This is a genomic window from Mannheimia sp. USDA-ARS-USMARC-1261 (genome assembly GCF_000521605.1).
In the GTDB taxonomy this organism is placed as follows: domain Bacteria; phylum Pseudomonadota; class Gammaproteobacteria; order Enterobacterales; family Pasteurellaceae; genus Mannheimia; species Mannheimia indoligenes.
Genome location: NZ_CP006942.1, coordinates 2,223,601 through 2,242,188, shown reverse-complemented (window position 1 = coordinate 2,242,188; position 18,588 = coordinate 2,223,601). Strand labels below are relative to the sequence as shown.

At 40.3% G+C, this 18,588-nt stretch carries 17 protein-coding genes; 10 read left to right on the top strand and 7 right to left on the bottom strand.

Going from position 1 to position 18,588, the window contains the following annotated elements; genetic code table 11:
• Positions 1-107: 107 nt before the first annotated feature.
• The 4 genes from dctM to X781_RS10875 form a co-directional block, all read right to left on the bottom strand.
• Positions 108-1,391, bottom strand: coding sequence for a C4-dicarboxylate TRAP transporter large permease protein DctM (dctM, locus tag X781_RS10890; protein ID WP_025236889.1), 1,284 nt, complete (start codon positions 1,389-1,391; stop codon positions 108-110).
• Positions 1,391-2,014 carry a TRAP transporter small permease gene (locus X781_RS10885; protein WP_025236888.1) on the bottom strand — a complete coding sequence of 208 codons (624 nt, stop codon included), beginning with the start codon at positions 2,012-2,014 and terminating at the stop codon, positions 1,391-1,393. The genes dctM and X781_RS10885 overlap by 1 nt, the downstream gene beginning before the upstream one ends.
• Before the next feature lie 156 nt (positions 2,015-2,170).
• Positions 2,171-3,166 carry a TRAP transporter substrate-binding protein gene (locus X781_RS10880; RefSeq protein ID WP_025236887.1) on the bottom strand — a complete coding sequence of 332 codons (996 nt, stop codon included), beginning with the start codon at positions 3,164-3,166 and terminating at the stop codon, positions 2,171-2,173.
• 182 nt (positions 3,167-3,348) lie between these two features.
• A complete protein-coding gene (locus tag X781_RS10875) occupies positions 3,349-3,636 on the bottom strand; it encodes a YfcZ/YiiS family protein (RefSeq protein WP_025236886.1) in 288 nt (95 codons plus the stop codon).
• A 275-nt stretch (positions 3,637-3,911) separates the two neighbouring features.
• Here X781_RS10875 and mglB (X781_RS10870) point away from each other — a divergent pair, with 275 nt between their 5' ends.
• The 5 genes from mglB (X781_RS10870) (at position 3,912) to X781_RS10850 (ending at position 9,342) form a co-directional block, all read left to right on the top strand.
• Positions 3,912-4,904, top strand: a complete 993-nt coding sequence (gene mglB / locus X781_RS10870; protein ID WP_025236885.1) for a galactose/glucose ABC transporter substrate-binding protein MglB — start codon at positions 3,912-3,914, stop codon at positions 4,902-4,904.
• 259 nt (positions 4,905-5,163) lie between these two features.
• On the top strand, positions 5,164-6,153 hold the full coding sequence (mglB, locus tag X781_RS10865) for a galactose/glucose ABC transporter substrate-binding protein MglB (RefSeq protein WP_025236884.1): 990 nt from the start codon (positions 5,164-5,166) through the stop codon (positions 6,151-6,153).
• 70 nt (positions 6,154-6,223) lie between these two features.
• Positions 6,224-7,723 (top strand): galactose/methyl galactoside ABC transporter ATP-binding protein MglA, encoded by a 1,500-nt coding sequence (gene mglA, locus X781_RS10860; protein WP_025236883.1) that lies wholly within the window; start codon positions 6,224-6,226, stop codon positions 7,721-7,723.
• Between the two features lie 14 nt (positions 7,724-7,737).
• Positions 7,738-8,748, top strand: a complete 1,011-nt coding sequence (mglC, locus tag X781_RS10855; protein WP_025236882.1) for a galactose/methyl galactoside ABC transporter permease MglC — start codon at positions 7,738-7,740, stop codon at positions 8,746-8,748.
• A 144-nt stretch (positions 8,749-8,892) separates the two neighbouring features.
• Positions 8,893-9,342 carry a pseudoazurin gene (locus tag X781_RS10850; RefSeq protein ID WP_025236881.1) on the top strand — a complete coding sequence of 150 codons (450 nt, stop codon included), beginning with the start codon at positions 8,893-8,895 and terminating at the stop codon, positions 9,340-9,342.
• A gap of 36 nt (positions 9,343-9,378) precedes the next feature.
• Here X781_RS10850 and torD read toward each other — a convergent pair whose 3' ends face one another.
• The 3 genes from torD to X781_RS10835 are packed head-to-tail and all read right to left on the bottom strand — an operon-like array spanning position 9,379 to position 13,061.
• Positions 9,379-9,954, bottom strand: coding sequence for a molecular chaperone TorD (gene torD, locus X781_RS10845; protein ID WP_038644057.1), 576 nt, complete (start codon positions 9,952-9,954; stop codon positions 9,379-9,381).
• Positions 9,951-12,431 (bottom strand): trimethylamine-N-oxide reductase TorA, encoded by a 2,481-nt coding sequence (gene torA / locus X781_RS10840; RefSeq protein ID WP_025236880.1) that lies wholly within the window; start codon positions 12,429-12,431, stop codon positions 9,951-9,953. Before torA ends, torD begins: the two co-directional genes overlap by 4 nt.
• Positions 12,432-12,443: 12 nt before the next feature.
• A complete protein-coding gene (locus tag X781_RS10835; RefSeq protein WP_025236879.1) occupies positions 12,444-13,061 on the bottom strand; it encodes a hypothetical protein in 618 nt (205 codons plus the stop codon).
• Between the two features lie 190 nt (positions 13,062-13,251).
• On the opposite strand from X781_RS10835, the gene glyQ reads away from it, so the two are divergent.
• The 5 genes from glyQ to glyS all read left to right on the top strand — a co-directional run bounded on the left by glyQ (position 13,252) and on the right by glyS (position 18,540).
• On the top strand, positions 13,252-14,160 hold the full coding sequence (gene glyQ / locus X781_RS10830; protein WP_025236878.1) for a glycine--tRNA ligase subunit alpha: 909 nt from the start codon (positions 13,252-13,254) through the stop codon (positions 14,158-14,160).
• 56 nt (positions 14,161-14,216) lie between these two features.
• Positions 14,217-14,477, top strand: coding sequence for a hypothetical protein (locus X781_RS10825; protein WP_025236877.1), 261 nt, complete (start codon positions 14,217-14,219; stop codon positions 14,475-14,477).
• A 226-nt stretch (positions 14,478-14,703) separates the two neighbouring features.
• On the top strand, positions 14,704-15,552 hold the full coding sequence (locus X781_RS10820; RefSeq protein ID WP_025236876.1) for a type II restriction endonuclease: 849 nt from the start codon (positions 14,704-14,706) through the stop codon (positions 15,550-15,552).
• On the top strand, positions 15,527-16,456 hold the full coding sequence (locus X781_RS10815; protein ID WP_235068750.1) for a DNA adenine methylase: 930 nt from the start codon (positions 15,527-15,529) through the stop codon (positions 16,454-16,456). The genes X781_RS10820 and X781_RS10815 overlap by 26 nt, the downstream gene beginning before the upstream one ends.
• Positions 16,457-16,473: 17 nt before the next feature.
• Positions 16,474-18,540: a glycine--tRNA ligase subunit beta gene (gene glyS / locus X781_RS10810; protein ID WP_025236874.1), complete on the top strand. Its 2,067-nt coding sequence runs from the start codon at positions 16,474-16,476 to the stop codon at positions 18,538-18,540.
• Positions 18,541-18,588: the final 48 nt, after the last annotated feature.

Here is an 18,588-nt window from a genome sequence, read left to right as displayed (position 1 = left end):
TTTTAGCAAAATAGTGAATTTTTAATAAAATTACCGCCCAATGCCGATTAATAGCATTGGGCGGTAAAAGAATTTGTAAAAAATTTACAAAAAAACGACCGCTTGTATTAATTAATTCCAATCCAATTCGGCAACGCTAATGAAATTGCCGGAATGTAGGTAATTAAGATTAGGAATGTCAGTAATAGTAATAACCACGGCATTGCGGCTCTGACTACATCTGCAAGAGGCATTTTCGATACCGCAGAGGCAACGAACAAGTTCAAGCCGATTGGTGGTGTAATCAAGCCAATTTCCATATTCACTACCATAATAATCCCTAAATGGATTGGATCGATACCGAGTTGCACCGCAATTGGGAATAAAATTGGTGCAAGAATTAAGATAATCGCAGATGGCTCCATAAATGCACCGGCAATTAATAGCACGATATTTACCACCAATAAGAATGTCCACGGTTGTAAATTCCATTCTACGACGGTTTCAGTAATCAGTTGCGGAATTTGTTCGGTGGTAAGAACGTGAGCAAATAACATCGCATTTGCGATGATAAACATCAACATTACGCTTAATTTTGCAGATTCCAGCAATACTTTCGGGCAATCACGCAGTTTTACATCTTTATAGATAAATACCGCCACAAACCACGAATAAACTGCTGCGACCGCTGCCGCTTCGGTTGGGGTAAAGATACCGCTGTAAATACCGCCTAAGATAATAACCATCAACAACAAGCCCCAAATTGCTTTACGGGCTGCGGTAAACCACTCTTTTACTGTCGCACGAGGCTGTGCCGGCAGGTTTTTAATACGAGCAACAACGTAAATAGCAATCATCAATACCAAGCCAAGCATTAATCCCGGTACAACCCCTGCCATAAATAATTTACCAACAGAAGTTTCAGTTGAAGCTGCATATACGACCATAACCACTGATGGCGGAATTAAGATACCAAGTGTTCCCGCATTACAAATAATCCCTGTACCAAAGCCTACCGGATAGCCTGAACGCACCATTCCTGCAATCGCAATTGACCCCACTGCTGCCACCGTTGCCGGGCTTGAGCCTGAAAGAGCGGCAAACAGCATACAAGACATTACAGCCGCAATCGCTAAACCACCGCGAATATGACCTACGGTTGCATTCGCAAAGTCAATTAAGCGTTTTGCTACACCACCGGTTGTCATAAACGCACCGGCAAGCAAGAAGAACGGAATAGCAAGTAAGGTATAATGTTCTGAGGTTTCAAATAGTTTGATTGCTAGTGAACTTACGGAGTCTTGGCTAAAGAACATAATGGTAACTGCACCCGCTAAACCGAGAGAAATCGCAATCGGCACACCAAGAAACATTAAGATAAATAACAAGCTAAATAGCACTAAAATTGTCATTATTCTTCTCCTTGTGCAAGTTTCATTGCGTCTTCACTTTCATCTGCTAAGCCAAGCCCCACTTGTTTGCCTTGTAAAATACGCACTAAAATTTCAATAAAACGGATACCGATTAAGGCAAAACCAACAGGCATAATTAAACCAATGTGCCATTGTTTTAGGTGGAATTGATGTAAATCTTCCGCCCCAATGTCAGCAACATACATTGCTGAAATCCACTCATAACTGGCTGAACCAATTAAAATCGCATAGGCTAAACAAGCACAGATTGCAATAATACCGACGATTTTCTGCCCGTGGCGAGAAAGTTTTTTCACTAACACATCAACACCGATATGCCCTGCCGTACGCACCCCATAAGATGCTCCAAAGAAAATCAACCAACCAAAACAAGCTTTAGTTAAAGCTACACTCCAAGTCATTTCTTGAGCGGCTTCCATAATCCACTCGCCGAGTGGTTCAGCGAAGCCAGCGGTAAATGGTACAGCTTCGGCTAAATCAAAAAAAACGTTATAAAGGTTGTTAAACATCACATAAGCGAAGGTAACAAGCGTCATTACCATTAATAAAATTGCGATGAAACATTCCTCAAAACGCTCCCAGAACCATTTTAAAGAAGACATTTTTTACTCCGAAAAATAGGATAATCCCAAAATAGAAAACCGAAAGGGCAAATTAAGTGCCAACAAGCGGTCAGATTTATTTAATTTTTTGCAAAATGTAGATCGTTTTGGGCGGACACTGTTATGTCCGCCCTGATAATTGAATAATTATTGGAATTACTGTTTGTTGGATGCTTCAGCCGCTTTGATTAAGTCTGCACCGATTGCATCTTCAAACTGCTTCCATACAGGACGCATTGCTTCACGCCATTTTTCACGTTGCTCATCCGTTAAAGTAACGATTTGTGAAGCACCTGAATCCACGATTTTCTTCTTATCGCTTTGGTTGAGTTCGTGAGATTGTTTATTCACTTCAACTGACACTTCATCTAAGATTTTGGTAAGTTCTACACGTACATCTTCAGGAATTTTGTTCCAGAATTCTGTGTTCACGATAACCATATAAGATAATAAGCCGTGATTAGATTCAGTAATGAATTTTTGTACTTCGTGAATTTTTTGTGAGTAGATGTTTGAATACGGGTTTTCCGCACCGTTTACAACGCCTGTTTGTAAGCCTTGATACATCTCGCCGAATGCCATTTTACGCGGTACAGCTTTTAATGCTTTGAACTGTGCATCTAACACTTCTGAAGCCTGTACACGGAATTTTAAACCACGAGCATCTTTCGGCTCACGTAACTCTTTGTTCGCAGAAAGTTGTTTTAAGTCGTTGTTCCAGTAAGATAAACCTGTAATACCTTTGTCTTCCATTGATTTTAACAATGATTGACCTGCTTCAGATTGCTCAAAACGTTCAACCGCTTTAATGTCGTCAAACAAGAACGGTAGATCGAAAATTTGAATTTTTGGTGTGTATTTATCAAATTTAGCCAGTGATGGAGCAAGCATTTGTACGTTATTTAACAATAATGCTTCCATCTCTTTACCATCTGCATAAAGTGATGAGTTTGGATAGACTTCCACTTTCACTTTGCCAGCCAAACGCTCATCCACTAATTTTTGGAACATTAACGCACCCTGACCTTTCGGGGTTTCATTTGCTACAACGTGTGAGAATTTGATGACGATTGGATCGTTAGCAAAAGCTGATACAGAAAATGCAGCGGTTACTGCTAATGCTGCAGCAAGTTTTTTGAATGGTTTTAACATAATTCACTCCAAATAGTTAGTGTTTGCAAAAATTGTTCATAATTTGCCTGATTTTTTAGAAAAGTAAACAACAATTTTTTAAAAATATGACATATATCTCAATTTTTTTACATTATTTTTACTTTTGAAGTGGAGTGAAGTGCTTTTAAGAGAGGTAAGGCTGGTTTAAACCAGCCTTGCTATTAATTTCTTGTACCTAATTGGAAGATAACTACTTCAGCTTGGCAACTAAACTTAAAATTGGCATTAAGTTCAAAACCACCTTGTACCGGGTAGATTTCACTCTCAATTTCACAAGGTTCGGATTCAACATCGTGAGCTTTTTGAGTAAATCTTTCCAGTGCAGCTTGAGCTTCAGCTTCTGTTTCATAAGTGCGTTTAATGTTTGCAACCGTTTCGCTGTTATCTAAAATTGAGCCGACGTCAAAGGTGTTACAGCCTTCACATTCAATGGGTTTATCGTTTTTCATTGGCTAATCCTCATAATTGATAAATAATATCGCTACTTTAAAACTAAATAAGAGCAGGTGCAATCTTCAATCGCCTAGAATTTGATTTAGATAGAATTTTACTCACTTAGGCTTGTTCAGCCCTAAAGGTTTTGCAAATTTTGGAGGAAAAATGACTGCTTTTATTAAATCAAACCAATGAAAATCTTTTTTAATCTGTGAAGCTGATCACGGTTTCTCTTAGTTAAATTCGTTATGCTTTAACTAACGTATTAACATAGCAAGAGGGACATTCTATGAAACGTAGTCTATTAAATGCTTTTGTATGTGCTGTAATGCTCGGGGTGAATATGAGCTATGCTCAATCTGAACCTAGAGTTGGCGTTACGATTTATAAATATGATGACAACTTTATGATGTTGATGCGTAAAGAGATGAATAAGGAGATAGAAAATTTCCGTCATCTGAAATGGTTTATGAACGATGCTCAAAATTCACAAGTGAAGCAATTAAATCAAGTCGAAGTTTTACTCAATCATAAAGTGAATGTATTGGCGGTAAATATTGTCCACCCTAACGAATCAAAAACCATTGTGGAAAAAGCGAAAGCGAATAATGTGCCCATTGTATTTTTTAATCGAGATCCGAGCAAACAGGCAATGGAAAGTTATGAAAAGGCTTATTTTGTCAGTAGTAACCCGCAAGAAGCAGGCGAAATACAAGGACAACTCATTGCAAAAGCGTGGAGAGCCAACCCTCACTTTGATTTAAATAGAGATGGAAAATTGCAGTTTGTATTGCTAAAAGGCGAATTGAGCGAAGTGAGTACTTTGCGTTCTCAAGCCGTTATTGATGAGCTTAATCGTCAAGGTATTGCAACAGAAGAAGTTTATAGCGACACAGCAATGTGGCGTTCTACCATTGCTCGCAATAAAATGAACGAGTGGTTAGTCGCAAAACGAGCCAATGAGATTGAAGTGGTCATTTCAAATAATGATGAAATGGCAATAGGGGCATTAGATGCGTTAAATGCTCACGAGAAAAAACTGCCTCTCTTCGGTATTGATGCCTTGCCGGAAGCTCTAGCTTTAATTAAATCAGGGCAGATGAGCGGTACGGTGTTAAACGACAGTGTCGAACAAGGAAAAGTCGTGGTACAACTTGCCGCGAATTTAGCACAAGGTAAGCCGGCTACACAGGGCACAGAGTGGGAAAATAGTCCATCTAAAACCATTTATATTCCACATATTGGCGTAAATAAAGAAAATTTGGAGCAGTTTTTAAAATAATTGCAAAAATTTTAATAAAAGCGACCGCTTGTAATCTACAAACAACATTGCAAGCGGTCATTTTTTCGTAAAAATTTACTATCTCCCGATAGAGTAAATATTCAAAAAGCCGCCATAGAATTAAAAAATCCTCCACTTTGTCTTAATTCTGTGAGAATGATCACGGATTGTTTTACAAAAATGGGTTATTCTTCGCACCAAGTTGCTTATGGTAAGCAATGAATATGTCAGGATAAACATATCAAAAGAGGTGATTTCTATGAAGAAAGCAGTATTAAGTGCAGTGGCAATGGCAGTAGCATTAGGTGCGACTATCAGTACAGCACAAGCTGAAAATCGTATTGGTGTAACTATTTATAAATATGACGATAACTTTATGGCATTAATGCGTAAAGAGATTGAAAAAGAAGGTCAAGCTCAAAAAGTTCAGTTATTAATGAACGACTCGCAAAACACCCAATCTATTCAAAACGATCAAGTTGATGTATTGCTTTCTAAAGGCGTTAAAGCATTAGCAATCAACTTAGTTGACCCATCAGCGTATAAAACTATTATCCAAAAAGCGAAAGGCGAAGATGTACCTGTTGTGTTCTTTAACAAAGACCCGGGTGCAGCGGCAATTGATAGCTATCCGAAAGCATACTATGTGGGTACAGATCCGAAAGAATCCGGCTTAATCCAAGGTGATTTGATTGCCAAACAGTGGAAAGCAAACCCAGCGTTAGACTTAAACAAAGACGGTAAAATCCAATTTGCGTTATTAAAAGGCGAACCGGGGCATCCGGATGCGGAAGCTCGTACCAAATATGTTGTTGAGGGCTTAAAAGAAAAAGGCATTGAAAGTGAACAAATCTTTATGGATGCAGCATTATGGGATGCAGCTCAAGCAAAAGATAAAGTAGATGCGTGGTTATCAAGCGGTAAAGCGAAAGATATCGAAGTGATCATTTCTAACAATGACGGTATGGCATTAGGTGCGTTAGAAGCAACTAAAGCACACGGTAAAAAATTACCAATCTTCGGTGTTGATGCGTTACCTGAAGTACTTCAGTTAATCAGCAAAGGTGAAATTGCAGGTACAGTATTAAATGACGGCGTAAATCAAGGTAAAGCGGTTGTTCAACTTTCTGCAAACTTAGCAGATGGTAAAGATGCAGTTGCAGGTACACAATGGAAATTGGAAAACCGCGTAGTGCGTATTCCTTACGTTGGTGTTGATAAAGACAACTTATCCGAATTTTTAAAATAATTAGCACTTTATGGCACGAGTGATGATACTCGTGCCTTTTTTTCGAGTTTTCGATATAACAGGGTGAGATATGACAGGCGAAGTACTACTCACAATGACGAACGTTAGCAAGTCGTTTCCGGGTGTGAAAGCGTTAGACCGAGCTAACTTAACGGTAAAATCCCATAGTGTTCACGCCTTAATGGGTGAAAATGGGGCAGGGAAATCAACCTTGCTAAAATGTCTCTTTGGGATCTATGCCAAAGATGAAGGCGAGATTCTTTTTCTCGGCAAACCGGTGAATTTTAAAACCTCAAAAGAGGCATTAGAAAATGGGATTTCAATGGTTCACCAAGAGTTGAACCTGGTAAAACAAGTAACTGTAATGGATAACCTATGGTTAGGACGTTATCCGTTAAAAGGTCCTTTTGTGGATCACGACAAAATGTATCGTGATACTAAAGCGATTTTTGATGAATTAGATATTGATGTTGATCCACGTGAGAAAGTGGCGAAATTATCTGTATCACAAATGCAGATGATCGAGATTGCTAAAGCGTTCTCTTACAACGCCAAAATTGTGATTATGGACGAGCCGACTTCTTCGCTTTCAGAAAAAGAAGTTGAGCATCTGTTTAAAATTATTCAAAAACTGAAAGACAGAGGCTGTGGCATTATCTATATTTCTCACAAAATGGACGAAATTTTTAAAATTTGTGATGAAATTACCATTTTGCGAGATGGTAAATGGGTAAATACCGTTGCTATTAAAGATACCTCGATGGATCAAGTGGTTTCAATGATGGTAGGGCGTGAGCTAACTCAACGTTTCCCGGAAAAAACCAATTTACCAAAAGAAGTAATTCTTGAAGTAGAGAATTTAACGGCAAAAAATCAACCTTCTATCCAAGATGTTAGCTTCAGCTTACGCAGAGGGGAAATTTTAGGTATTGCAGGCTTAGTTGGGGCAAAACGTACTGATATTGTTGAAACCATTTTCGGTGTGCGAGATAAAGCAAGCGGTAAAATTACCTTAAACGGCAAAGAAATCAATAACCGTAACGCCTTTGATGCGATTAATAACGGCTTTGCTCTCGTAACAGAAGAACGTCGCTCAACGGGGATTTATGCAAACCTAAGTATTGAGTTTAACTCATTGATTTCAAATATGAAGTCTTATCTAGGAAAATTCGGTTTGCTGAGCAATAAAAAAATGAAAAGCGACACCCAATGGGTAATTGATTCGATGAATGTAAAAACCCCATCGCATCAAACGCATATCGGCTCACTCTCCGGCGGTAACCAACAAAAAGTGATTATCGGGCGTTGGCTCTTAACCCAACCTGAAATTCTGATGCTTGATGAACCCACTCGTGGTATTGATATTGGGGCAAAATTTGAAATTTATCAGCTGATTTTAGAGTTAGCAAATAAAGATAAAGGGATCATTATGATCTCATCGGAAATGCCCGAATTACTAGGGGTAACAGACCGGATTTTAGTGATGAGTAACGGTAAAGTGGCGGGCATTGTTGAAACTGCCAACACCTCGCAAGAAGAAATCTTGCAACTCGCAGCAAAATATTTATAGACAAGGAGTGAAGTATGTCTGCTTTACAACAAAATAGAACACTCGATTTTTTTAAACAAAATGCGATTTACTTCGTATTATTAATCTTACTTATTGTGATTATTGTGCAAGACCCAAGTTTCTTGAGCTTGCGTAACTTCAGTAACATTTTATCGCAATCTTCTGTGCGTCTTATCATTGCACTAGGTGTTGCAGGCTTGATTGTAACACAGGGTACAGACTTATCCGCCGGTCGCCAAGTTGGTTTAGCGGCAGTAATCTCAGCCACCTTGTTACAATCAATGGAAAATATGAACAAAGTTTTCCCGAACTTATCCGAAATTCCAATTCCTGTTGTAGTTTTAACGGTTTGTGTGATTGGTGGACTTATCGGCTTATTTAATGGTTTTGTGGTAGCTTATCTCAACGTAACACCGTTTATTGCCACAATGGGGACGATGATTATTGTTTATGGGATTAACTCGCTTTACTACGATGCTGTAGGCTCATCGCCAATTGCTGGTTTTAGCGATGACTTCTCAAGTTTTGCACAAGGTTTCTTCCGCTTTGGCGACTTTAGGCTCTCCTACATCACTATTTATGCTGTGATCGCCACCATTATTATGTGGACGTTATGGAATAAAACCCGTTTCGGTAAAAACGTATTTGCGATTGGTGGAAACCCGGAAGCAGCACGCGTTTCTGGCGTAAACGTACCGCTTAACTTAATGGGTATTTATATGCTTTCAGGCATCTTCTACGCATTCGGCGGTATGTTAGAAGCAGGTCGTATCGGTAGTGCAACCAACAACTTAGGCTTTATGTATGAAATGGATGCAATCGCAGCTTGCGTAGTAGGTGGCGTATCATTTGCAGGTGGTGTGGGTACAATCATCGGCGTAGTAACCGGGGTGCTTATCTTCACCGTAATTAACTATGGTTTAACCTACATTGGTGTAAACCCTTACTGGCAATATATCATCAAAGGTGGCATTATCATCTTAGCGGTAGCAATTGACTCACTCAAATACGCGAAGAAAAAATAATTCATCTTGATTGAATAAATACAGGGGCAAAGTAATTTGCCCCTTATTTTTATGCAAGCGGTTATATTTGAGGAAAAATTTGCAAATACTTTTCGGCTGGATTAAAGTGCTAGACAGGCTTGTTTGAAAACATAGGAGAGATATATGGTTAAGCAAACTAAGTTAGGGCAGTTGGCATTTTTATCGCTTGCGTTTTTTTCGGTTTCAACATTTGCCGCTCATCACGAAATCAAAATGCTTGATAATAATGCAGAAGGCGGTATGGTATTTGAACCGGGTTATTTGAAAGCAGAAGTGGGCGATACAATAACTTTTATCCCAACCGACAAAGGGCATTGGATGGAAAGCCGTGCGATTCCGGAAGGGGCGGAAAAATTCCTCTCTAAAGAAGATGAAAAATTTACTCTTACGCTTACCCATGAAGGCGTTTATGTTTACTATTGCCCGCCACACCGCACAATGAATATGAGCGGTATTATCCAAGTAGGTAAGCCTGTAAACCGTGAAGCGGCACAAAAAGAAGTCGAAAAAATCGAAAAACGCACCAAAGAAAATTCAGGACGTTTGTTTGATTACTTCGATCAAATACAGTAAGAAATTCCCTCAGAGATAAGCTTTGAGGGAATTTTGTTATCTCAAAACATCCAACAAAAAACGAACCAAAATCGGGTAAAACCTTGTTGTGATGTTCGTCTTTTCCGTTTTTTCTGCCAGCTGAGGTAGCCAAGTCAGCAGTTGATTTTTGATGAAATCACTCGCTTCTTGGTGCTTGTTTTGCTCAATAAGTTGGATCAAAACTTCCAAATACACTACGAGATGATCGCTAGGTTCGTTGGTTTCTCGGTTGAGTTGGAGTTTGAAGCGATCTAAATAGCGATCCATTTTCGCTAAATTTTCGGAGAGAGTAGGATCAGTTAAATAAGCGGAAGCATAGGGTAGAGCAGAGGATCTGCCTTCAAGCAAAAAGCATTGGGCGAAATCAGCAGCTAATTCTAAACGTGGATTTTCAAATAAGCCGAGCTTTTGAATTTCCTCCACTAAGGCTTTGCTTTGGGGGGCAAAGCCAATTTCAGCCAGAAATGCAAAAAATTGTTGAAATTCGACCGCTTGTAAGGCTTGTAACTGCTCATTTGAGAGTTCTCGTGCGAGCAGATTACGCAACCATTGCAGCAGTAGTAGCTTTTCTTCTTTTGCTAATGGCATCATAAACGCTCTACCTCAATCGCTCCGCTAAAACCGTTCGGTGCTGGGGCTTCGCCTTGCCATTTTTCTACATTCACTAGGCAGGTGCTTACACAAGTTGCTTGAGAGAGTTTAGATGAGCCAATATCCAGAGTGAGCGTGTTTGGGCTGCCGTAGGTGTCTAATGCACCGATGGTTTCATCAACAGGTGAATACCAAGCCCCTTCTTGTAATCGAACCACGCCGGTGGGGAAGTTGTCTGACAGTACCGCTCCCACCAAAACTTGTCCTCGCTCATTAAAAACCCGCACTAAATCACCATCTTTAATGCCTAATTTTTCTGCATCTTGCGGGTTCATATAAAATGGTTCTCTGCCCTGTACGCTGTAAGTTTCACGTAAACTTTTTGATTCACAAAGCTGTGAATGCAAACGTTTGTCGGGGTGGCACGATTGTAACCAGAAAGGATATTGATCCGATTTCGGTCCGCCGTGTGAGCGTTCTGCTTTTTCGAACCACATTGGGTGTCCTTTGCAGTCATCATAGCCATATTTGGCAATTTTAGTGCTGTAAATTTCAATAAAACCCGATGGTGTGCCTAATGCGTGCAGTTCAGGATCTTCTCGGAAATCTTTATGCCGAACCCAAGCCTTGCCTTCAGGGAACAGCACAAAGCCCGTTTGCCAAAATTCATCGAAGGTTTTTGGCATTTCAAATTTGCCTCGATTAGCTCGGCGACATTCGGTATATAAGCGGTTTAGCCAGCCTTTTTCATCAAGGTTTTGGCAATATTCCCCTGCTTTTCCTTCGCCATAACGACTGCATAAATCTTTGAAAATCTCAAAATCAGGGCGAGATTCATACATCGGCTCAACCAGTTTTTGCATCGCAATAATACCTCTATTGCTGTATGAGCCGTAGGTATCAATGTCGTTTCGCTCAAATGGAGTACAAGCAGGCAACACAATATCGGCAAAGCGGCAAGTTGCCGTCCAACTGTAGTTGATAGTAACCACCGTTTCGAGTTGTTGGAATGCCTTTTTCATTTTGTTGAGATCAGATTGTCTGCTCCATTGGTTGCAACCTGTGAAAATTGCCATTTTATAGGGAGCGTAAACAATTTTCTTGCCATTGTAATCAATGGTTTCACCTGCGTGTAGTAAAGAGTCTGTGGCACGAGCAACAGGAATAACCTCACTGTAACCATTATAGTTTTTATTGCCGTATTTTGGTTTTTGATCTTCATCTAGGTTAGACGGGAAAGAACCGGGCGTTGCTGCACCGGAGCTGGAAACACCAATCGAGCTATAGTGATGAGCATAACTAATTCCACCGCCCGGCAAGCCGATTTGTCCTAACATTGCTGCCAGTACTGCTCCCATCCAATAAGGCTGCTCGCCGTGTTGTTGGCGTTGAATTGCCCAGCCGAAAATCAGCTGTGTACGTTTTCCTGCCAGCATACGGGCAAATTCACGGATTTTATTCGCAGAAATACCACAAATTGGAGCAGCCCATTCAGGTGTTTTTTCGATTTTATCTTCTGTTTCGCCCAATAAATAAGGCACAAATTTTTCAAAGCCTAAAGTGTAGACATCAAGAAAAGCTTTATCGTATAAATTTTCTTCATATAAAGTGTGAGCAATTGCCAGCATAAACGGCATATCTGCCTGTGGATTAACATAAAGTTGATCGCAACCTAAGAAATTTTGAGTTTTGCTTTTAACCGGATCAATAGAAATCACATTGATTTTTTTCTCCGCTACTTTTTGTTTGAGTTGCTCTAAATATCCATAGGATTCGTGAGTTTCGCAGTTCCAACCCACTTGTAAATTTTTCACCGGGTCGCTTGCCCAGAAAATCAGGTTTTCCGTCTCTTTTAAAATAATCTCCCAAGATGTTCCTTGCGAGTAAACCTCTGTACTGCCTAGCACATAAGGCAGAATGGTTTGCCCTGCACCTGTGGAGTAATCACCTACCGAACTAACGCTTGAGCCGTGCATCGCAATGGCTCTAATCATATGATTTCCGCAACTGTGGAACTGCCCGGAAGAACGCCAACCCACATTCGCCGTATGTAACGCCCAAGGTCCGTAATCTTTTTGAATACGTTCCAGCTCTTCATAGAATAAATCTAATGCTTCTTTCCAGCTCACACGCACAAAGCGATTATCGCCACGCTGTGTACGATTGCTGTTTTGGCGGTTTTTAAGCCAATCCACACGCACCATTGGATAACGCACACGAGCTTCGCTATAAAGTAGATCTTTAATGCCGTTAATCATTTCAGACGGGTGTTTATCATACTCAAAAGGCTTGATTTCAGTTACTCGTCCATTTTCCACTCTGGCACGCACAGCCCCCCACTGACAACCTGTGATTTTCCAATCACTTACGGGTGTACTATTGGCTTTTACTTCACGAGGAACAAGGAAATTCGGCATTGCAAATGCACCAGCCATAATCGACATATTTTTTAAAAACTGACGGCGAGAATGTAGCATAATCTTTCCTCTCTATTTTGTGGAATTGGCATCAGAAGCATTCATTTGAAGATAGCGAAGCACTTGTTTCTGCGTGGCTTCATCCATATCAGTAAAGCCAACCATACCGTTAAATACAGCAATCCATTCGTTTGCATCGTGCATTTTGGTATCACGCTGTTTGTGGCAAACACTACACTCCGTTTTATAAGTATTTTGTGCGTTTGCCCAGAAATCAGTTAAATCTTGGGTAAATTCTGAATTTTCCACCCATACTTTCATTTTTACCCTCTGCCAGATTAAGCCTGTGTTCGGATCTTCTTTATCTGCCAAAATATCTAATGGTGGGTTATTGCTGATAAAAGATTTTTCAAAGACAGCATCGGTAATATTTTTAGCAAAATCGTGATACCAAATTCGCCCGAAGCCTTTAGTTTTTCGCCATAAATTTAGCTCAATTTCGGAGGCTTTTGCCGTTGTTTGCACTAGCTTAATTTCAGCTCCTGCTTTTAACTGACCGATTTTTTGCGTTAAATTTTTATCGGCAAATAAGGGGATAATTTCAGTGGTGTAACTTGTTGGGCTGGCAAAAGAGAGTATTGGCGTGAGTAACCCCAATAGGTAGAGAACGATTTTCGATAATGATTTCATCATAAACCCCACACTTAAATCAGACAAGAAAACTAGGTTATATCTTACACAAATTGAGCAAAAAAGTGTTGATTTACATCATAAAACCGCTTTTATAAAATTTTTGCAAAAAAATCCCAAAAAATGACCGCTTACAGGCTATAATAACCAGCATTTTTCTACCGTTTTTCAAATTAAAGAGTAAATAGTAATGAGCGAAAAATTTAATGTAAAAACTTTCCAAGGAATGATTTTAGCCCTGCAAGATTACTGGGCAAGCAAAGGTTGTACTGTGGTTCAACCTTTTGATATGGAAGTGGGGGCAGGTACTTCGCACCCGATGACCTGTTTGCGTGCATTAGGTCCTGAGCCGATGGCGTTTGCCTATGTGCAACCGTCCCGCCGTCCGACAGACGGTCGCTATGGCGAAAACCCGAACCGCCTGCAACACTACTACCAATTCCAAGTCGTGATCAAACCGTCGCCGGACAACATTCAAGAACTTTACCTTGAGAGCCTGAAAATGCTTGGCTTCGACCCAACCCAAAACGACATCCGTTTCGTGGAAGACAACTGGGAAAACCCAACACTGGGTGCGTGGGGTTTAGGTTGGGAAGTGTGGTTGAACGGTATGGAAGTTACCCAATTTACCTACTTCCAACAAGTCGGCGGCTTAGAATGTAAGCCGGTAACAGGCGAAATTACCTACGGCTTAGAGCGTTTGGCGATGTATATTCAAGGCGTGGATTCGGTGTATGACCTTGTTTGGTCTGACGGCGAACTGGGCAAAACCACCTACGGCGATGTGTTCCACCAAAACGAAGTGGAGCAATCCACCTACAACTTCGAATACGCCGATGTGGATTTCTTATTCCAATGTTTCGAACAGTACGAAAAAGAGGCACAATACCTGTTAGGCTTAGAAAAACCGTTACCGCTGCCGGCTTACGAACGCATCTTAAAAGCGGCTCACAGCTTTAACTTGTTAGACGCTCGCAAAGCAATTTCGGTAACTGAACGCCAACGCTATATCTTACGCATTCGTGCCTTAACCAAAGGTGTTGCCGAAGCGTACTATGCGAGCCGTGAAGCGTTAGGGTTCCCAGGTTGTAAAAAATAATTTGTGCGATAAATGTAGGGGCGAATTGCAATTCGCCCCTACGATAGGGATTTATAATGAAACCGATTTTATATTTCGCCCACTGGTGTCCTGACACCGCCCCATTTGTCGCAGAATTAGAACGTTTGGGCATGAAATTTGACGAGTGCGACATTACCAAAGGCGGTTCAACCCTAAAACCGTTTTTACGCCTGCGTGACAGCCACCCCGCATTTGATAACGCCAAAGCTAACGGCTATATTGGCATTCCGGCGTTGCTGTTGGAAGGGGATAAAGTGGTGTTAGATTTGGCTGAATTAAAAGGGATTTTTGGCTAACAAGCGGTTAAATTTAGCGGAAATTTTGCAAAATGAGATAACAATGGGTGAGACAAAAATTATCTTGTTATAGCTAATGCCCATACTAAATTTGTGAACGAAATTTCACAGTTAATTCAATCTTTCGAAGATTCATATGCAAGCCAAATGGAACTTTATTCAGAGTGGCTAGCAAAACATAAGCAAGAAGTTGGCGAAAGCTGTTGTTATAAATAGAGATAATTAAATGAAAACCAAACAAGTTTTTGAAAAAGCATTACAGACCTTTGTATCTACATTACAACAAAAAATTTCTGATGACGATGGGAAATGGTCAATAAAAGGGTTTATAGATACTTATAAAAATATCTATACAATCTCTGCTGATACAAAGATTGTATCTAAAGTTTTAGAAATACATCTTTTTCCTTTAATCCTAAAGTTTGCAGAAGAGAATGACTATAAGATTGTATTACCTGAACATCAAAACTATTATCCTGACATATCTTTTGTTTCTAAATCTGATGAGAATATTCGATTTGCAGTTGATTTTAAAACCACCTATAGAAATCCTAAAAAGCCCTACTTATGCAATGGATTTACATTAGGTTCCCATGGAGCTTATTTTACCGATAGACAAAGCACTAAAAACATTCAATTTCCATACAACAGCTATAAAGGACATTATTGCCTAGGTATCATTTATGATAGAACTTCGTCAAGAGATATAGATGAAACTAAGATCTACACATTAGATAAATTAAAATCCATTTCATCTGTTATTGCTAATTTCCAATTCTTTGTGGTTGAGAAATGGAAAATTGCTAGTGATAAATCAGGAAGTGGCAATACTGCAAATATAGGAAGTATAAATAATATAGAGGATATTATTAATGGAAATGGGATGTTCTCTAAATTAGGGGAAGAATGGTTCGATGACTATTGGATAAACTATAAAAAGATACAAATCAAACAAAATAATAAATATAAAACAATAACAAATTTAAAAGATTTTGTGCAATATAGAAAAGGAGATGTTGATTTAATAGTTAATAAAAACAATAGGAGTAATGGAAATAACAAAAATGAAAGTTAGTGTTCCACCTATCAAATCTCAAGGAATTAAAACTAAACTTATACCTTGGATTTCAGAGTATATTCCCCCTAATTTTAATGGAACATGGATTGAGCCATTTATGGGAACAGGGGCTGTTGCTTTTAATTTGGCACCTAAAAAGGCGATACTTTGTGATACAAATCCTCATTTAATAAATTTTTACAAGTCTATTTCTAATGGTAGTATATCTTCATTTATTGCTAAAGAGTTCTTGATTAGAGAAGGGAACTTATTATTAGAGAATGGAGAAAATCATTATTACTATATTAGAGATAGATTTAACGATAAGAAATCGCCACTTGATTTTTTATTCTTAAATAGATCTTGTTTTAATGGAATGATCAGATTTAATCGTAAAGGTGAGTTCAATGTACCTTTTTGCAGAAAGCCAAATAGATTTGCACAGGCTTATGTTACAAAAATAATAAATCAGATTTCATTTATTGAAGAGTTGTTAAAAATCAAAGATTTTGAATTTATTTGTCAAGATTTTAGGACAACCATCTCAATGGCGAAAGAACAAGATATAGTTTATTGCGATCCCCCTTATATTGACAGACATGTAGATTACTTTAATTCATGGTCTGAAGAAGATGAGTGTGATTTATTTGATATTTTAAAAAATACTCCAGCCCGTTTTATATTATCTACTTGGGATCACAATGATTATCGTACAAATCAATATATTGATATATTTTGGAAGAAATTTGATATAAAGAATAGAGAGCATTTTTACCATATTGGAGCAAAAGAAAAAAATCGTAATCCTATGGTAGAAGCTATAGTAAGTAATTTTAACCATATAGAAAATGAACTTCCTATAAAAAATCATAATGTGCAATTAAAACTTTTTGAAACAAAACCTGATTATTTATCTAGATAAATTTATAGAGAAACAAAATGACAACACAAAACTTCCTTGCCGAGATCGGCACAGAAGAGTTGCCACCGAAGGCACTCAAAAAATTAGCGACCGCATTTGCGGAGAATGTTGAACAAGAGCTGACCCAAGCAGGGCTTACTTTCGAGAAAGTCGAATGGTTTGCTGCCCCTCGCCGTTTGGCGGTGAAGGTGCTGGGTTTGGCGGACGCTCAACCGAGCAAAGAAATCGAGAAACGTGGCCCAGCGGTGTCGGCGGCGTTTGATGCCGAAGGCAAGCCGACTAAGGCGGCGGAAGGCTGGGCGAAAGGCTGTGGCATCACGGTTGAGCAAGCCGAGCGTATTGCAACCGACAAAGGCGAATGGCTGGTGCATCGTGCGGTGATTGAAGGTCAGCCGACTAAAAATCTGTTGGTCGATATTATCGCTAAATCACTGGCGAATTTGCCAATTCCAAAAACAATGCGTTGGGGCGATAAGAGCGAGCAGTTCGTGCGTCCGGTGCATACCGTTACCCTTTTATTCGGTGCGGAGCTGATTGAAGGCGAAATTTTAGGCGTAGCGAGCGGCCGTACCATTCGTGGTCACCGTTTCTTAGGTGAACGTGAGTTCCAAATTGACAATGCGGATCAATACCCACAACTGCTGAAAGATCGTGGTTCTGTGGTGGCGGATTTCAATGAGCGTAAAGCGTTAATCCTTGCAAAATCCCAAGAAAAAGCGACCGCTTTGGGCGGCGTGGCGGATATTGAAGAAGATTTGCTGGACGAAGTAACATCTCTGGTTGAGTATCCAAACGTACTTACCGCCAAATTTGAAGAACGTTTCTTAGCCGTGCCTGCGGAAGCGTTGGTTTATACGATGAAAGGCGACCAAAAATACTTCCCGATTTACGACAAAGACGGCAAATTGTTACCGCACTTTATTTTTGTGTCGAACATCAATCCGGACGACCCAAGCAAAATCATCGAAGGTAACGAAAAAGTGGTTCGCCCACGTTTGACTGATGCGGAATTCTTCTTCAAAACTGACTTAAAACAAAAATTAGAAGACCAATTACCACGCCTTGAAACCGTGTTGTTCCAACAACAGCTCGGCACATTGCGTGACAAAACAGCTCGCATTGAAGCGTTAGCGGGTGAAATTGCGGCACAAATCGGTGCAGATCAAACCAAAGCAAAACGTGCCGGCTTGCTGTCAAAATGCGACTTGATGACCAATATGGTGTTTGAATTTACCGACACCCAAGGCGTAATGGGTATGCACTATGCCCGTCACGATGGCGAAGATGAAGAAGTGGCAGTGGCGTTGAATGAACAATATATGCCACGTTTTGCGGGCGACAACTTGCCGAACAGCCTCGTGGCTTGCTCGGTGGCATTGGCGGATAAATTCGACACGCTCACGGGGATTTTCGGTATCGGGCAAGCACCAAAAGGCAGTGCCGACCCGTTCGCCCTACGCCGTGCGGCATTAGGTTCTCTGCGTATTATTGTGGAGAAAAATTTACCGCTTGATTTAACGGATTTAGTCGAAAAATCAGCAAAATTATTTGGCGATAAACTCACTAACCAAAACGTGGTGAGCGAAGTGGTGGACTTTATGCTCGGTCGTTTCCGTGCGTGGTATGAGAGCGAAGGCATTGCGGTGGATGTCATCCAATCTGTGCTTGCCCGCCGCCCAACTCGCCCAGCAGATTTTGACGCTCGTGTGCGTGCGGTGTCGCACTTCCGTGAATTAGACAGTGCCGAAGCCCTAGCCGCAGCGAACAAACGTGTCAGCAACATTCTCGCGAAAGCGGATATTGCAATTGGCGAAATCGATTTGACCGCTTGCGTTGAGCCGGCAGAAAAAGCGTTGGCGGAAAGCGTGTTAGCGTTAAGAACCGAAGTTCAACCGTTGATTGCTAACGGCGACTACACCGCGGTGCTTGATAAACTTGCGAACTTACGTCAACCGGTCGATGCGTTCTTTGACGGCGTAATGGTCAATGCCGAAGATCAAAAACTGCGTCAAAACCGCTTAGCGATTTTAAGCACGTTGCAAGGTTTGTTCCTGCAAGTGGCAGACATCTCGCTATTACAATAACTTGTAAAATTTTCGGGATAGTGGACAAAATTGAGTCTGATTTCCCAA